General features: G+C 29.2%; 15 protein-coding genes. All 15 read left to right on the top strand.

Annotation, left to right across the window (positions count from 1 at the left end):
* Positions 1-53 precede the first annotated feature (53 nt).
* The 15 genes from DES33_RS00640 (at position 54) to DES33_RS00710 (ending at position 17,342) form a co-directional block, all read left to right on the top strand.
* The gene (locus DES33_RS00640; protein WP_035109100.1) at positions 54-809 is read left to right on the top strand and encodes an acyl-CoA dehydratase activase; all 756 of its coding nucleotides are present in this window, start codon (positions 54-56) and stop codon (positions 807-809) included.
* A complete protein-coding gene (locus DES33_RS00645) occupies positions 809-1,603 on the top strand; it encodes a 2-hydroxyacyl-CoA dehydratase family protein (RefSeq protein ID WP_110057811.1) in 795 nt (264 codons plus the stop codon). Before DES33_RS00640 ends, DES33_RS00645 begins: the two co-directional genes overlap by 1 nt.
* Before the next feature lie 11 nt (positions 1,604-1,614).
* Entirely contained in the window at positions 1,615-2,898 is a 1,284-nt protein-coding gene (locus DES33_RS00650) for a double-cubane-cluster-containing anaerobic reductase (RefSeq protein ID WP_002837167.1), read from the top strand.
* Entirely contained in the window at positions 2,888-3,151 is a 264-nt protein-coding gene (locus DES33_RS00655; RefSeq protein WP_002835117.1) for a putative Se/S carrier protein, read from the top strand. The genes DES33_RS00650 and DES33_RS00655 overlap by 11 nt, the downstream gene beginning before the upstream one ends.
* A gap of 97 nt (positions 3,152-3,248) precedes the next feature.
* Positions 3,249-4,616, top strand: a complete 1,368-nt coding sequence (locus tag DES33_RS00660) for a GTP pyrophosphokinase (RefSeq protein ID WP_102163702.1) — start codon at positions 3,249-3,251, stop codon at positions 4,614-4,616.
* Positions 4,606-4,959 carry a holo-ACP synthase gene (gene acpS / locus DES33_RS00665; RefSeq protein ID WP_110057812.1) on the top strand — a complete coding sequence of 118 codons (354 nt, stop codon included), beginning with the start codon at positions 4,606-4,608 and terminating at the stop codon, positions 4,957-4,959. The genes DES33_RS00660 and acpS overlap by 11 nt, the downstream gene beginning before the upstream one ends.
* Position 4,960: 1 nt before the next feature.
* Entirely contained in the window at positions 4,961-5,800 is an 840-nt protein-coding gene (locus DES33_RS00670) for an NAD(P)H-hydrate dehydratase (protein ID WP_110057813.1), read from the top strand.
* The gene (gene alr / locus DES33_RS00675; protein ID WP_110057814.1) at positions 5,800-6,975 is read left to right on the top strand and encodes an alanine racemase; all 1,176 of its coding nucleotides are present in this window, start codon (positions 5,800-5,802) and stop codon (positions 6,973-6,975) included. Before DES33_RS00670 ends, alr begins: the two co-directional genes overlap by 1 nt.
* Before the next feature lie 109 nt (positions 6,976-7,084).
* Complete coding sequence (locus tag DES33_RS00680; protein ID WP_002835111.1) at positions 7,085-7,426, top strand: type II toxin-antitoxin system PemK/MazF family toxin; 342 nt, start codon at positions 7,085-7,087, stop codon at positions 7,424-7,426.
* A gap of 71 nt (positions 7,427-7,497) precedes the next feature.
* Positions 7,498-8,583: a phage tail protein gene (locus DES33_RS00685; RefSeq protein WP_110057815.1), complete on the top strand. Its 1,086-nt coding sequence runs from the start codon at positions 7,498-7,500 to the stop codon at positions 8,581-8,583.
* Between the two features lie 441 nt (positions 8,584-9,024).
* The gene (locus tag DES33_RS00690) at positions 9,025-10,560 is read left to right on the top strand and encodes a S41 family peptidase (protein WP_227930633.1); all 1,536 of its coding nucleotides are present in this window, start codon (positions 9,025-9,027) and stop codon (positions 10,558-10,560) included.
* 59 nt (positions 10,561-10,619) lie between these two features.
* Positions 10,620-12,230, top strand: a complete 1,611-nt coding sequence (locus DES33_RS00695; RefSeq protein ID WP_110057816.1) for a S41 family peptidase — start codon at positions 10,620-10,622, stop codon at positions 12,228-12,230.
* A 28-nt stretch (positions 12,231-12,258) separates the two neighbouring features.
* The gene (locus DES33_RS00700) at positions 12,259-13,785 is read left to right on the top strand and encodes a S41 family peptidase (RefSeq protein ID WP_227930634.1); all 1,527 of its coding nucleotides are present in this window, start codon (positions 12,259-12,261) and stop codon (positions 13,783-13,785) included.
* 284 nt (positions 13,786-14,069) lie between these two features.
* Positions 14,070-16,493 carry an ABC transporter permease gene (locus DES33_RS00705; protein ID WP_110057817.1) on the top strand — a complete coding sequence of 808 codons (2,424 nt, stop codon included), beginning with the start codon at positions 14,070-14,072 and terminating at the stop codon, positions 16,491-16,493.
* On the top strand, positions 16,494-17,342 hold the full coding sequence (locus tag DES33_RS00710) for an ATP-binding cassette domain-containing protein (protein ID WP_002842378.1): 849 nt from the start codon (positions 16,494-16,496) through the stop codon (positions 17,340-17,342).
* The last annotated feature ends 51 nt before the right edge of the window (positions 17,343-17,393 follow it).

Below are 17,393 nucleotides of genomic sequence, written 5' to 3' on the forward strand. Positions count from 1 at the left end.
CTATAAATCATAAAAAAGTTTTTTTTGATGTTATAATGAAGATGGTGATAAATATGTATTATGTAGGAATTGATATAGGTTCAACTGCTTCAAAGGTAGTTGTTTTAGATGATTCAAAAAAAGAAATTCTTTTCAAAAAAGTTATGCCAACGGGCTGGAGTTCTGTTGAAACAAGTAAAACTATAAAAGAATGGCTAGAATCAAATGGAGTAAACGAAGATAATAGTAAAGTTGTCGCTACAGGATACGGGAGAGTTTCTGTTCCATTTGCGGACAAAGTCGTTACAGAAATAACATGCCACGCAAAAGGCGCAAGTTTTTTCAACGATACTGATATGACTATTATCGACATTGGAGGACAAGATACAAAAGCCATAAGTTACAAAAATGGTATGGTAGAAGATTTCATAATGAATGATAAGTGTTCTGCTGGTACTGGGAAATTTTTGGAAGTAATGGCAAATCGTCTTGGTGTTGGACTGGACGAAATGTTTGATTTGGCAAGAACTGGAAAAGATGTCAAAATTTCTTCGATGTGTACGGTTTTTGCTGAAACAGAAATCATTTCATTAATTGGAAAAGGTACACCAAAAGAAGATATTGCATGTGGTGTAATTAATTCCATTATTAATAAAGTAAAGACTTTGGTTCACAGACTTCCTGCTACAGATTATTATTTCTTAACTGGAGGTTTTTCGGGGAATGATTATATGACAGAACACTTGTCACAACTTCTGTCGGCAACCGTAGAAACAAATGAAAACGCAAGATTTGCAGGAGCAATAGGAGCAGCAGTCTTGGCAAGATAATGGATTATTTAGATATTAGAAAAAACGCATATATTGATGCACTCACTTTGAGAGAATCAACAACTGTTGTTTCATTATGGGGCAGAGTTCCATGGGAAATTGTTGAGAGTTTTGGAGTTACAACAGTGTATTCTTATGGAATGGACAGAGAAGTCACAGAAGATTATACAGATAATAATTACTGTGATATGTTGAATTCTTCTTTTGCTTATTTGGAACTTGGAAAATGTCCTTTTATGTTTAGTTCATCGTTTTTCATAGTAGATGATAGTTGCAAAATTCGCTACGAAACTTTGAGAAAGAAAACTGACAAGGATGTTTTCGTGTACAAATACAGGAATTATAAATCTTTGATTGAGTATCTGGAAGACAAATTAGACAAAAAATTTGACGAAGAAAAATTTAATGATTTAATTGAAAAATCCAGAGAAATTTCATCTCTTATATACAAACTCAGACAGTGCGATGTCGATGAGAAAAGAATATACGAAGTGGAATACTTCTCAAAATTTATCTTCGACATCGACAAAAGAATTGAGTTTATTAAACGACATATAGATGATTCTTTTAGGGACAAATCATCTGTAAAACTTCAGGCAGCAGCTGGAGTGTACAAAAAATTTGATCAATTAATCAAAGAAGGCTATTTTTGTGAAGGCGAATATCACGATATTTTTACAAAAAAAGGGTTTGAATACATAGATGAAAAGTACAAGCAATTCGATTTCAAACCAGATTATGTTATTAATAACTGTAGCCAATTTGATTATGATGATAATGTAATTACTTACTAGGGGGTATAAAAATGGCAGATTACAGAAAAATGTGGGAAGATTTAGGAATGGATGTCGATCAACACGACGTTTTGTGTGAAGTTTTACCACAAGCATTTGGTGATGTATATTTATCACAAGAAAATAGACCAGAAAAAATGGATTATTTCAACATGGTTGTTGCAGAAATCCACGGGATTAGACCAGCTGAATTAATCGAATTCCAAAAAAACGGCGGAAAAGTTGTAGGAACATTCTGTATTCATGTTCCTGACGAAGTAGTATTTGGATGCGGAGCTATCAATACTGGTTTGTGTTCAGGATCTCAATTCTGGGTACCAGGTGGAGAAAAATATCTTCCAACTGCTACATGTCCACTAATCAAGGCATCTTTAGGTGCTAGATTTGAAAAAACTTGTCCATTCTTTAGACTTGCAGATTTATTCGTCGGAGAAACAACTTGCGACGGCAAGAAAAAAGCTTGGGAAATCATGTCAAAAGATGCTCCAATGTACATCTTTGATTTGCCACAAATGAAACGAGACAAAGACGTTGAATTCTTTAAAGATGAAGTTTATAGATACATCGACAGAATCGAAGAATTAACTGGCAACAAATTAACTCCAGAATCTCTTCATGATGCAATTGTTTTAATCAACAACAAAAGACGTGCAATGCAAAGATTGTGGGAATTCCGTAAATTAGACAATGTTCCAATCAGTGGTAAAGATTGTTTATTGATTTCTCAAATCGCATTTTATGATGATCCAACTAGATTTGCACAAAAAGTAAATGAATTGTGCGACGAATTGGACAAGAGAAAAGAACAAAACGTAAGCGTATACAAAAAAGGCGCTACAAGATTAATGTTAACAGGAACTCCATTGTCTATTCCAAACTGGAAACTACACCACATCATTGAATCAAGTGGAGCAGCTGTTGTATGTGAAGAAATGTGTACAGGTTCAAGATATTTTGAATTAACTGTAGATGAATCTGGAAAAACTATGGATGAAATGGTTGATCACCTAACAGATAGATACATGAAAGGTATCAACTGCGCATGTTACACTCCAAACACTGAAAGAGTTGACGACATCATCAGACTAGCAAAAGAATACAACGTTGATGGTGTAATCGACGTTAACTTAAAATTCTGTAACATTTACGATACAGAAGGTCACATTGTAGAAAAAGAACTTAAAGACCACAACATTCCAGTATTGGGAATTGAAACTGATTATACTGACGAAGACAGCGAACAATTGAAGACAAGAATTGAAGCATTCGTTGAAATGATTGAAAATGGCAGATAAAATGAACTACATCTTGTTCAAAGATGTGGCAAACGGACAAAAACTTTACGATTTAATCAAAGAAAATTCTATAAAAGCTACGATTGCACCAACACCAAGAGTATTGGATGTGTGTTGTGGGATTTCTATATTGTATGATAATTTGGAAGACAAACCCAAAATCGAAAAAATCATAGAAGAAAACAACATCGAAATCAAGGGCTTTCACGAAATAGAACGAGACATTAATCCTAACAGGATGAAGTTTCTGTAAATTGTAAAATCAAAAGAGCACACGCAGTGCTCTTTTTTGATGCTTGTGAAATGCTTAAATATGGTAAAATAGTAGTAGAAATAAAAAGGAGAATAAAATGAGAGCTGGAATTTTTCAATTTATGAATGATGCTGTTAAATTAATTAATAGTCGTTACAAATTCATAAACTTTGTTGCAGAAGAAACAAAAGAGTTTTTTAGTAAAGTTTTTGAAACGAACGAAGATGTTATTAATATTAACGCACGTGTAAAAAAAGAAGACAGCATCAAAGAAAAAATACTAAAACAAAATTATTATATAAAATGTAAAGACGTAGAGGAAGTGTTCAATCTATTTCCAGATTTGATTGGAGTTAGAATAGAATGTCGATTCAACGAAAATGAAAAAGATTTGTACGAATATTTGAAAAGACTTTTTTATTACAAAGATGAAGACGGCTATTATTATTCTAAGTATGATATGAGAATCAGACTTAACCTAGATCAACCACAACCACAAAAACAAAAAAACGGGTTTGAAATTTATAAAATTGACGCTATTTTTGTGGAAAACGACGATATGAAAATCAATTTTGAAGTGCAAATCAAATCCATGGTTAATGTGTTCTGGGGAGAGGTAGATCATTCGATTTTATACAAAAATTCAAACTACGTTATGACAGAAGATTTGATACGTGATGTAATGTATTCAATCAAAAACAACCTTACAATTATCGACAAACAACTCAACAGTGTTTACAAAAAAATGATGACAGTAGAATCCAACGAAGATGATGCTACAAGACAACAATTTAAAAGCATCATAACAAAAATGATTCACGATGGATACATGCTTAAATTAAAATACAATTTAGGTTTTGTAATAGATATGAGAAATATTGCAAATGTAGTAAGCGATTATTTGTTTTCAATAATGGATGTTTTGGAGAAAAAACAATACGAAGAAAGATTGATCGACATATTAAACAAGGTCAATGCCATAAGTAACAAGCCAATTAGTTTTGGTGAATTGTATGATTTTTCAGATATGGAATTTGGAGATTACATTCACACTTCATTTGCACAGGGACTTAACAGCAGATTGGACAAGGACTTCAACTGGAATTTCTGTTTGTCGATATTATTTGCCCTTGATGACAGAGAAAACAACGAAATTTTTATGGATTTTGTGTATTATGTGATATATTCCATAAAAAAAGTCATCGAAAAAGAAATCAGCAACTGCAACATCAATCAAACTTACCAAGATATTTTGACGGATAAATTAATGAAAGAAAGCATAAAATATTTGTCGGAATCATATAATATTAATAATTTTTCACAAAATTCATTCGAAATAATAGGAGAAATCGTAGAAGAATTCGTAAAAGATGTGGAAAGCGTGGAAGACATTGAAAAACTAGACTTTTTAGCATTGAGAAACAAATTCTTGGAAAAATTTGAAGGAATCAAAAATGAAGATTAGATGTGGAACTGATATTCTAAGAGTTTCACGAATTGAAAACATAAAAAATCTGGATAAATTTATGAAAAAAGTCTTTACTGAACGAGAAATTTCATACATTGAATCGAAAAATCGTAATTACGAGACGATTACAGGGATGTTTTGTATTAAAGAAGCAGTGTCAAAAGCTTTGAAGACAGGAATTGGTAAAATGAGTTTTATGGATGTGGAGTCTATACATGATGACGGTTTAGTTGTAAAATTAAATACAGATAAATTTCCAAAAGTTTTAGATATTGATGCATCCATTTCTCACGATAAAGAATACGCAATAGCAATGTGTGTGTTGATGTTGGAGGATTAAAATGGATTTTACAATAAAAAAACGCGACCCTTTTTCCAATAAAGGAAACTACGGAAGAGTCTGCATAGTTGGTGGTTCGAACGGAATGTGTGGAAGCGTCTACTTGGCAAGCATGGCAGCACTTCGTTGTGGTAGTGGATTGGTGTACACAATTGTCCCTGAAATTATCTCGGAAATCATGCAAATTAAATCCGTTGAAAATATAATACTTCCACTTGAATGTGACGACAAAAAATTGAGTGATAATTCTATTTCTCAAGTTCTAGAATATATTTCCAATAAAAACTGTGTCGCAATTGGTTGTGGCATGGGAAAAGATGAATTAAATTATGAATTGATAAAAGCCGTACTCAAAAACTTCCATAAACCAATTTTGATAGATGCTGATGGATTAAACTCAATAAAAGATTTCTGTGAACTAGAATTTGAAGATTATTCAGTTGCCATAACTCCACATCCATTGGAATTTAGTAGACTTTCGGGATTGGATGTAGATTATATCAATCAAAATCGTGAGGAAGTAGCTACGGATTTTTCAAAAAAACACAAATGTATAGTAGTTCTCAAAGGCCATCACACAATCGTCGCCAAAAATGACGAAATTTATGTAAACAATACAGGAAACGCAGGAATGGCAACAGCTGGAAGTGGGGATTGTTTGTCTGGAATTATTGCAAGTTTTATGCACAACACAGATGTGTTCGAAGCTTGTAAATTGGGAGTGTATATTCACGGACTAGCTGGAGATTTTGCAAAACAAAAAATAGGAGAGGACAGCATTATTGCATCGGATATTATTAGAAATTTACCGGAGGCGATTAATGCTTGTAAGGAGAAATAATGTTTAAATATCAAAGTTATTTGAAGGTTGATTTGGACAAATTAAAACACAATTACAAAGAAATCAAAAACATAAGCAATTTAGTCAAAATGTGTGCCGTAGTTAAGGCCAATGCTTATGGACAAGGCGCAGCATTTATTACAAAAGAATTGGAATATTTGGGAATAGATTACTTTGCAGTGTCCAATATAAATGAAGCCTTGGAACTTCGCAAAAATGGAATATTCAAACCAATTATGATTTTAGGATATATTTCCAATGAAAACATTGAAGTCGCAATCAAAAACAATATCGAATTAACAGTTTACGATTATGAAACTGCAGTTGAAATCAACAACGTTGCAAAAAGTTTGAATAAAATATGCAAAGTTCACATCAAAATCGACACAGGAATGACAAGATTAGGGTTCCAAGTTAGACTTGACAAAGATAAATGCTTGGAAGAAATATTCAAAATTTATAAAATGGATAATGTAGTGTTGCAAGGAATTTACAGTCATTTTTCAGATGCTGATAGCGAAGATTATTCCTATACCAAAGAACAATACAATACATACATTGGTTTTATGATTGATGTGGAAAACAGAGGAATAACTGTTCCAATAAAACACATAGCAAATGATGCTGGAGCGATAATTCACGGATATTTCTTGGATATGATAAGATGTGGAATAGGACTTTACGGATATCATGCATCAGATTATGTAAGAGAAAATTCTAGGCTAAATCTGGAAGAAATATCTTCGCTTTACACAACAGTGTCAATGATTAAAACAGTTCCAAAAGGAACAGACATCGGATACGGAAGAACATTCACGACAAACTCTGAAACAGTAGTTGCAACAGCGACAATAGGTTATGCTGACGGTTATCCTTTGGAATTATCCAACAAAGCATATGTGATTATCAACGGCAAAAAAGCAAAAATTTTGGGAAAAGTCTGCATGGATCAAATCATGATAGATGTATCTTTCATTAGAGATGTAAAAGTTGGCGACAAAGTTTTGTTGTTCGGAAAGGATGACATGGGAGAAATATCATTGTATGATTTGGCAGAAATGGCAAACACAAATGTCTATGAGCTTTTGTGTAGAGTTACAATGAGAATTCCTAGAATTTATACTAGAAATGGAAAAGTCGTAGAAGTGTGTGACTATTTACAAAAAATCAACTAATCTTAGCCCAGCTTTTAAGTTGGGCAAGTTTATTATATTGATTTCTTGAAGTGTTTTGGATATAATAAAAATAGTTCTTAAAATAGCGAAGAGTTTATAGGGTGAGTTTATGAAAGTAAAAAGAGGAGACATATTTTACGCAGACTTAAGCCCTGTTGTTGGATCTGAGCAGGGTGGTGTAAGACCTGTCGTTGTTGTTCAAAATGATGTGGGAAACAAATACAGTCCAACCGTAGTCATAGCAGCTATTACTTCACAAATAAATAAAGCGAAATTACCAACACATGTTGCAATAGAACGATCCAAGTACGGTTTACCGAAAAATTCAGTTATTTTAGCTGAACAAATAAGAACTATTGATAAAAAAAGGCTTCGTGAAAAAGTAGGTAGCTTTGATGATAGAGTTCTGATAAAGTTGGATGAAGCTTTAAAAATATCTGTGGGTATATAATCTAAACTACATATTTTATAAAAAAGTTATCAAATTTGATTTGGTAGCTTTTTTTGTATATAATTTAAGCTATGGAAAATTACGATATTTTTAGATTAAACAACTTTTTAATATACAAAAAAACAGGAACAGATGGGCTAAGCATCTACGATTGGAACAAAAAGAAGTTCGTATTCAAAAACGAAAATAGCGAACAAGAGCTTCTTAAAATTAACGACATATACATCAACGACAGAAACAGTGACATCGAACTAATCGATTTAGTTGAACGTGAACAAGAAAATTCATTTTCTTCAGTTGTGAATTACTACAGCGATATGAGCGAAGTACAACTTCATAAAAAGACGATACTATATCTCATAAAAGACAAAGATTTTGATATGTTACAAGATTTGTTCGACAAAATCGAAGATGATCAATCATATTCCTATCTATACGTATACGCAATCAAAAAACTCATACAATATGGGAATAGTCCATCGTTATTAAAAGGAAAAATCCAATTAACAGAAGAAAACCAAGAAATAGTCACTACCTTATCCATAAGTATGATATCAGATGTATTGTTAAAATATTTTGATTATTTCAAGAAGTTTTTCATCTTCACATCCAATTACGTGTTCACAATAGATGTCAGAACGTATATACTTATGAATTACATGACTAAATTCATAGCAAAATGGAGAGAGTTTCTATACAAATACTCAAAAGTCGACGACAAAGAATCCACATTCAAATTAATCAACGATTACGTAATCATGCTTTCACAAAGCTTGGACAATGATAATTACTCAATTGAAATGGAAAAAGAAATCATATCAGAAACCAAGAAATATTTGAACGAAGAAGATTATACGAATGTGTTCAAAAACTTGTCATCAATACATGATTCGTATTATTTTATACTATTCGTAGAAGAACTTATCAAACAAGACAAAGACAAAACATTTGAAAAAGTTTGGGAAATTTATCGAAAAAAACTAAAAAGCACATATAAAGACAAGAAATACATGAATATTGTCATGGAAATCAAATCCTTCGAAGCTAGAAACGATGACTTGTACCAATATTTGAAGAAAAACATAGAGAAAACATTCAAAAAAAGAACAAAGCTATTAGAAATATTAAAATTCGTAGATAAATTGGATTTTAAATAAAATATTAGAGCAATCTTACAGGGACATTTAGAAAAATATGTCCCTGTTTTTTATGTCATAATATAATTTTAAAAAAATAGTTTGTTAAAAAAAACAAATACTTATAGATTTTCCAAATAAATGAAATAACTTAGCAAAAGTGGATAATATGTATGTTTGAGTGTTAACAAGAATTAATTTCATATCAAAAGAACAAAAATTAAACAGTATCAATCTTTATATATTAGAACATCAAATAAATAAACTGTTGACAAAAAAATCAATAAAAGATAATATGAATTAATAGCAAGACTTTTATTTAAATATTATGAAAACGTTACGCGGTTTAATTCTATACTAAAAAAACAAAAAAATATTATTTAAACTAATATCGACAAATTAGAAGTCAAATATCAAATAAATTGCAAATTTTATGTTTTAATATCAAAAGGAGTGAAAATTATGGTGAAAAACAATAGGGAAAGAGAACACATTTGTATAAGTTATAAAAAGAAAAAATTAATTAGCTTTATTACTAAAACAATACTTAGTTTAATTTTCTTAACTTTTTGCTCAGGATTTACATATTCAAATAATGTACAAGAAGTACCTTATTATATACATAAAAATATTAAAGAAGGAAATATCAATTCAGAAGACAAAATTACTATTGACTCAAAAAGCAAAATATCACAAGAAGAATATGAAAAAACTATAAAAGATGTAGAAAACTTTTTGAAAGAAAATCATGTTATTTTTAATAATACGTCCAGAGAGGAATTTTCGACAGAATGCGACAAATTTATTAAAAATAGAAAAGAACATACAATAGTAAATACTATATTAGATTTGAAGATACTGACATCTAGCTTAAAACAAGGTCATGTTGGGATTAAAGATAATTATTTTACAGAAATTTTGCCAATAAAACTATTTAAGTATTCTGATGGAGTGTTTATTACTGATTGTCCTAAAAATTATACAGATATACTAGGAAGCGAACTTTTAGCAATAAATGATATTTCAATAGAAGAAGTTAAAAGTAAATTATTTAAGTATGAGTATGGAGAAAACCAAAATTTTAGAGATATAAGTGCAACTTTTTACTTAGTGAATCTTGATATGTTAAAGAGAGAAAGCATAGTAAAAGGACAAGAAGTACAATTAAAAATGAAGAAAAATGGTAAAATATTATACAAAAATATTAATCCATTAAAAATTGAAGATTGGCAATATGGTAAAGTTGATTCAGATTATTCGGGCATGTACTTTATAGATGTAAAAAAAATGAATGAAAAGATGAAAAACATTGATCATACAACTATTAGACCACTAAAGATAATAAATCAAACTGAAAAAAATTTTTATGCTACAGTAAAAAATAAAAATTTAATAATTTATTATAATTTATGTTCGGATAATGCAGAATTCAACATGCACAGTTTTTCAAAAGAAATAAATGAAAAATTACATAAAATTAAGCCTTCAAAAATCATTATTGATTTAAGATTTAATGGAGGAGGAAGAAGTGAATTATATCATCAAATATTAAAAGAATTGGAATTTTATCAAATATTAAATCCAGAGACGAAAATAAAAATATTAGTAGGTAACTTCACATATTCGGCATCAGGATTTGCGACAATAGAAACAATGAGAACACTAGATAATGTTGAAATAATAGGTGGAGATTCAGGATTTACAATTAAAACTACTACTGGAGTTGATAGTCTGTTTTATATAAAAAATCTTAGAACTTATTGCCAGTATGCTGCAAGATTCATAGATGTTCAAAATTACGAGAAGGAAGATGTATTTAAGCACAATTACAAAAATTATGATTACAAGAATGATATGCTTACACCAGATTTCTACGCAGAGCAATCTTTTGCAGATTATATGATAGGAAATGACCCTGCGATGAATTACGCGCTTAGAGATGAAGGAGATAGTTCTTTATTTAATAAAATAAAGGGATTTTTATGTTCTAAAAATTAAAAAGTTTTTATTAGGATAACATTAGCTAAATATAAATTTATTTTAATAGGAGAAAAGGGATGAAGTTATTACTAGATGGAAGAAATCCTGTAGTAGAAACAAACAATAACGATGTCGGCAGTATTACTGAATCTAATTGTGGTAATTTAAGTTGCAATTATTTCGGGATAAATTGTGAAAATTGCAGGATAAAATTGTTTAATGAGAAAATGAATTTTAAAAATAAAATTATTAACCTATTAGTAGTTATCATATTTATCATGACTACTACTGGTTTTAAATACATAGATAAATTTGATGAAGATACTACACGCATGTATATTTCAAATGAGAATATTAATAAGCTGGAAACTGTGGACATAAATCCACAAGATAAGATAGATATAGAAGAATATAAACAAATCATGAAAGAATTCAGAGATTTTATGGTAGAAAACCATATTTTGTTTGATAATATTTCAAGAGAAGAATTTAAACGTGAATGTAATAATATTATCAGGAATGCGAATACTAAATCATTATTAGATATGCAGTATGATATGAAATTACTTATGGCAAAGCTTGGACAAGGACATGCACAAGTTATATCCGATTATGAAAATTCATATTCAAATATTATATTAGAGAAATTTCGTGACGGTTATTATGTATTTGCAAGTTCACAAAATGATATTATCGGAAGTAAAGTAGTGGAAATAAATGGAATTAATATTGATGAAGTAATTAAACGAATATCTAACTATGTATCTGGTGAAAATGAATCATTTCGTAATAAAGTAGCATGCCAGAATATAATAATGATGAATTTATTGAGAAAAGAGAATATAACAAAAGACCATAATATAAGGTTAACTTTAAAAAAAGACAATAATAAATACAATTATGATATAAAATCAAGTGATTTCCCCAAAATTAAAGTAAACAAAATAGAAATAAATAATAAACAATTCTTTACATTCAATATTGGTGAATTTTATTTTAATAATTTAAAAGATGAATTCATTAAAATCAGACCAATACCAAAAAATAAATCAAAAAATAAATTATATTACAATGAAATTAAAAATAATAGTCTAATAGTGCATTATGATTCAGCACTTGAAAATGAAAACAGCAGTATTTATGAGTTAGAAAAAGATTTTAATGAAAAATTAATTAGCAAAAATCCTAAATGTATAGTTATTGATTTAAGACTAAATGGAGGTGGGTCTGATTATCTTTTCGAGCAGATAATAATGAAAATAATGCAATATCAATCAAAAAATAGAAATGTAAAGATTAAACTTTTAATAGGAAGAAATTCTTATTCTGCAGCAGGTGATAATGCATTAAGCATATTAAAAGTATTAGATAATGTAGAAGTCATCGGAGAAAACTCAGGATTTCCTGTGAGAATGGCATCGGGCGCTTTGAATTTATTTTATGTAAAAAGATTTCAAGTATTAGGAACATATTGTCCTAAAGTCTTTAGTAATGATTACATGCTTAGTGATGTATATAACCATAATTATAAGAATTACGATTATATACATAATACAATGACACCAGATTTCCACGCAGAACAATCATTTGCAGATTACATGATAGGAAATGATCCTGCGATGAATTATGCATTGAGAGATGAAGGAGACAATTCCTTGTTTGATAGAATAAAAAATTTGAAAAGATAATATCAGGAAATATTGAAAGGAGTATTTTATGAAAATCATTACAGAAAAGGGATACAAATCAAAAATGATAAATAAGATCAAAAAAATGAGCGCTGCTATAATCATAGTTATAGCAATAGCTTTTTCGAATATTTCATATTCTGATAACGAACTTGATAATATAGAGGTGCTTACATTCTCTGCAGATAGCATATATAATAAAGGAAACTTGGACACAAACAAGGAAAAACATAAAAAACTTGGGGAGATAGAATTAAATAGAGTTTTATCAAAAGAAGATTACATCAAAGATGTTAATAACTTTAAAAGCTTTTATATTCATGAACAAGGCTATCTTGGAGGATACACAAAAGAACAACTAGATTCGGATATTGATAAATTACTACAAAATCCAACAGGAAATACAGTTGGAGATTTGAATTTACAGCTTAGTAAAATAATATCTAACATGAACGATAGACACACAACTGCTATGTGGCATTTGGGGACAGAGCAATTCCCGTTCATAATAAAAATAATTGGCGACGAATTCTACATCATAAATACAACGGAAAAATGCAAGGACTTATTGTATTCTAAAATCGTAAGCATTGAAGGTGTAAAATCATCTGAAATATTGAAAATAGTGTGCAAATACATTTCTGCAGAGAATGAAACTGGAAAGAAAAATATTTTACATTATGGTTACATGTTATACACAGATTTACTTAAAAAAGAAAATATAATAAAAGGAGATAAAGTACATTTACAAATTTTGCAAAATGGAAAAATCGTTGATAAAATTGTAGACACCATTAAAACTGATAGTATTGGAATATACAAAAATTATTACGATGATGAAAGCTACAATCAAATAATGTATGAAACTAGTGAATTAAAATGGGATGCATATACAAATTGGGGAAAAGAACAATTCACAGAAAATAAACCATTTTACTTCTATAAATCAAACAGAAATCTTGTAATTAAATATAATTATTCTTACGATATGAATAAAGATAACGTATTAAAAGATATGATAACTAAAATGCAAAATGAAATACAAGCAAAAGATATTGACAACATCATATTAGACATCAGATATAATGGTGGTGGCATGTTTACAAACACAAAAGAATTAGAGTTTGCGATAATGCAATATCAATTATTAAATCCAAAAATCAATATTAAAGTGTTAATTGGTGAAGATACTTTTTCAGCTGGGATAAGAATGATAGATAGTGTAAAAAGGAACTTAGAAAATGTACATATGATTGGAACAAATACTGCGGGAGCTTCAAATCATAATATGTCTGGAGGAAATATTGTATATCTCGGGAAAAGCAAACTATTCATATACACATCAGGAGAAATGAGAAGATATGATTATAATTACAAAGATGTTATACACTCTTCGAATTTAAACAAAGGTGATGGATCAACCTGGTATCCTGATATGTTTATCGAAAATCAAATCGAAGATTACGCGGTTGGAAATGACAAGGTTATGAATTATGTGCTGAGAGATGAAGGAAACAATTCTTTGTTTGATAGAATAAAGGGAATATTTAATTAGATATTTCTATGGAATATGAGAAGCTTCAAAGACCACATGAATTGAAATTCAATTTTGTGGTCTTTTTGCTTGTTGATAATTATTTTTTATTACTTTATTTCCTGTTGATTTAAATTTAATGATGTTTTAATACTACATATTATTGTAATATTTATTAAAATATATGTTAAAATATAGATAAGAGTTAATGAGGTAAAAAACTAAAACGTAAAAAAAGTAAGAAAGCAATCACTGTGAAACACTTGTAATTACTTTTAGTGAAATACCAATAACAGGAGGAAACTATGCTTAAATATTTACATAAAAAACTAATCAGAAACAAAACTTATTTTTTCGTGATTTTATTATCGTTAATAATGTGCTTTGCGACTCTTTTCATACAAATGCAAAAATCACCGTATTTTGAGCTGGATAGAATTAAAGAGATGGAGTCAAGTACGGATAGTTTAATAGCGTATTTTCTTAAATCCAAAAGAAGTGGCAATAAGATAAATACAAAGTTAACTGTTGAAGAGAATGAAAAAATCTATGCTACAGAATTAAAGTATTATGGGAAATTATCGGATAATTTGTATGAAATAGATAATTTTATGTCTACAAATACGAACAAGTCATCATTTGAACAATACAGTAGAAAATACGATGCCAAAGCAATCTATACTCACGAACAAAAGGTTTTAGAACTTTTAGATGAATTGGATTCTCACATAAATTACGAAAAGATAAAATTAGATGAGGACTACGTTAGTTTTATTAAACATAGGAATTCTGATAATTCTACAAAAACAAATGGAGTTATAAATGAGTATAAACAGTTGAATTTTGCTGCGATTATTTCGAAACAGTCGTATGTTTTATTCGGTGCAGTTCCGGCGATATTTTTAGCTATATTTCTAATCATATCCTTCGAAAATGACGATGTGTTGAAGAAGTTACCATTTAAAAACATCTTAATTACAAAGAATAGATTTTTTATGAGTTTATTAATTTACATTATGTATATTGTGTCAGTTTTATTATTCTTATTGTTAATTAGCACAGTATTTTTGGATGGATTAGGTAAATTTGATTATTATCACATATCTGCACTTGAAAGATACAAATTCTTAACTGAAAAACAGAACTTAGGATTTGTAAAGTTAGAGTATTTGAAACCTTACGAAATCTTGTTGCGAGCGATTGTAACTTTGGTTTTATCTTCTACTTTTGTATTTGGAATATTATCATTTGTTAAGAAAATTTTCACATCAAAAACGATGGAAATGATTTGTTCTATTATTGTTATTGGTGGTTTTGTTGGTGATTTGTTATTGTTCAATCACAGATTCAATCCACTATTCATAAATAAATATTTTTCTTGGATGCAAATGGTATGCTTGTTGTTGATGGATATAATTATTTTAGTTTGCTGTTTCAGTGTCAAGGATAGAGCGAAAAAAGAAAAAGTATCCTACAGAAAAGTTGACACGACTAGTGTGAAGGGGTTGGTGTTAACTAATATAATTTCCAAGCAAATGGTTGTATTTATTTTAATATCAGTTGGTTTGTTTTCGTTATTTACGGCTTTTAAAACCGAAAAATACAATAAATTACGTGAAGAAGGAGAGCAAGTTTACAAGAATTACATAGCTTTTGGTCAGTCTTATAAGGCAAAGATTTTAAATGATCCTTATTTGACAGAGGCGGAAATTAATCAAAATCTTGAAAATTTCGAAAAAGAATTTGAAGGCGGAATTAAGGAATACAGAGTGTATATCAATAGAGAAAAATATCCAGATAAATTCTACAATTTTTATCAAGATAAATTTACATCAGGAGATTTGAGGTTTGATCAAAGTAGTGGATATATGGATAAGAGCGATTCTTTGAGTATGTACACGAAACGATATATGTACGATAAGCTTGAAATATTAAAAAAGATGAAAGTAATTCCTTCTAATAGATTATACGATGGAATATATAATGTGGATTACAATCCTGAAGATGGAGTTAAGTATTTGAAGATAAAAGACAGGACATTTTCCTATTTGTTTAATGGAAGTAGTGAGGGTATTACAGGAATAAATCTGTTGTACGATTTGTTCTACACAAAATTCAATATTATTGTTACATTATTGTCTGCTTGTTTGTTTGGAAGTTTGTTATCTAGAAATAAGAAGATTATAGAAATACAAAAACTAACGCCAATTAACAAAAATTCTATTTTTAGAAGAAATGTATTATCAAGTGTTTTCAGCACAATAATAGGATTCTTGATTGTTTTGGCAATTATATTTGCAATTGGAACAATGATTGGTGGAATTGGTAATTCACAACTTCCAACAATGAGAATATCAAACATAATGTTTAGTGCAGAAGTTATGAGATACAGGGAATTTATTATCAAAAGTGTGATATTGTCGATACTAGTGTGTGCTTGTATATCAATGGTTATAAACCTTACAAAACTATTTATAGATAATAGAATGTCCAATTTGGTTATTGCAATGATTGTAATTTTATCAATAGGATTACCTTATATGGTGAAAATAGTTCCAGCATTTTTACCTTTATCTTATATAGATAGTTCTGCTGTGGCGAATGTATTTATGTCATTTCATCAACAAAATGGATATTTAAATTTCACGTTTGGAGTGATATCTATTATTTTATGGACTATAGTGTTGTATTTTATTAGCAAGAAGAAATTTGAAGAAAAGAGGAAATAAATGTTACAAGTTATTGATTTAGAAAAGAAATATGGAGATAAAACTATATTAGATAAAGTCAATTTTGGATTGGAAAAAGGACAGATTAAAGCATTGGTTGGACCAAATGGATCGGGAAAAACGACACTGATGAATAGCATATCCAATTCCATAAAAATAGATGGTGGTAAAATAGTAATAGATAATGAACAGTATGATGATGAAAAAATCTTCAATAAGTTAACTTTTTTCAGAGATGAAACTATCTTAGATTTTAATATGAAAGGTATAGATTACTTGGAATTAATCAAGAATGCCTATAAAAAATCTACAGAAGATGTGAATAATATATGCAAAAAATATGAGATAGAGGGATTTGCACATAAAAGGGTTGGAGAGTATTCATTAGGAATGAAAAAAAAGTTAATGCTTGCAATGTCTTTCTTGCCAGGAAATGATTATGTTTTGTTAGATGAACCGTTAAATGGTTTGGATCCAACAAGTGTTATAAAAACGAAGAATTTATTGAAAGAGATTGCCAAACAAAATGTAGGAATTATTATATCAAGTCATGGGTTGAATGATTTGGATGATATAAGCCGTGATATTTTGTTCTTGAAGGATAAGAAAATATTGGAAGAAAAACTAGAATCTGTAAAATATTTGAATCTCTCAACTTCTAATGATGAACTTGTCAAAAAAACTTTGATGAACAACGGATATGAATACGAAAATAAATTGATTATACTAAAAGATGAAAATATTAAATCAATTTTGAAGATTTTATCGCAATTGGATGTAAATATTTATAGTATAGACAAGAAATCAAAATCTTCTCAAGAAAGATACATGGAATTGTTTAAAATATAATTTACACATGAAAGTCGAAGGATATTTTTAAGAAACTTAATTATAAGTTTG

It is taken from the genome of Finegoldia magna (genome assembly GCF_003182075.1).
In the GTDB taxonomy this organism is placed as follows: domain Bacteria; phylum Bacillota; class Clostridia; order Tissierellales; family Peptoniphilaceae; genus Finegoldia; species Finegoldia magna.

Coding starts and splice junctions, on each gene's coding strand:
- DES33_RS00640 (WP_035109100.1), top strand. CDS start 54: ATGTATTATGTAGGAATTGATATAGGTTCAACTGCTTCAAAGGTAGTT.
- DES33_RS00645 (WP_110057811.1), top strand. CDS start 809: ATGGATTATTTAGATATTAGAAAAAACGCATATATTGATGCACTCACT.
- DES33_RS00650 (WP_002837167.1), top strand. CDS start 1,615: ATGGCAGATTACAGAAAAATGTGGGAAGATTTAGGAATGGATGTCGAT.
- DES33_RS00655 (WP_002835117.1), top strand. CDS start 2,888: ATGGCAGATAAAATGAACTACATCTTGTTCAAAGATGTGGCAAACGGA.
- DES33_RS00660 (WP_102163702.1), top strand. CDS start 3,249: ATGAGAGCTGGAATTTTTCAATTTATGAATGATGCTGTTAAATTAATT.
- acpS (WP_110057812.1), top strand. CDS start 4,606: ATGAAGATTAGATGTGGAACTGATATTCTAAGAGTTTCACGAATTGAA.
- DES33_RS00670 (WP_110057813.1), top strand. CDS start 4,961: ATGGATTTTACAATAAAAAAACGCGACCCTTTTTCCAATAAAGGAAAC.
- alr (WP_110057814.1), top strand. CDS start 5,800: ATGTTTAAATATCAAAGTTATTTGAAGGTTGATTTGGACAAATTAAAA.
- DES33_RS00680 (WP_002835111.1), top strand. CDS start 7,085: ATGAAAGTAAAAAGAGGAGACATATTTTACGCAGACTTAAGCCCTGTT.
- DES33_RS00685 (WP_110057815.1), top strand. CDS start 7,498: ATGGAAAATTACGATATTTTTAGATTAAACAACTTTTTAATATACAAA.
- DES33_RS00690 (WP_227930633.1), top strand. CDS start 9,025: ATGGTGAAAAACAATAGGGAAAGAGAACACATTTGTATAAGTTATAAA.
- DES33_RS00695 (WP_110057816.1), top strand. CDS start 10,620: ATGAAGTTATTACTAGATGGAAGAAATCCTGTAGTAGAAACAAACAAT.
- DES33_RS00700 (WP_227930634.1), top strand. CDS start 12,259: ATGAAAATCATTACAGAAAAGGGATACAAATCAAAAATGATAAATAAG.
- DES33_RS00705 (WP_110057817.1), top strand. CDS start 14,070: ATGCTTAAATATTTACATAAAAAACTAATCAGAAACAAAACTTATTTT.
- DES33_RS00710 (WP_002842378.1), top strand. CDS start 16,494: ATGTTACAAGTTATTGATTTAGAAAAGAAATATGGAGATAAAACTATA.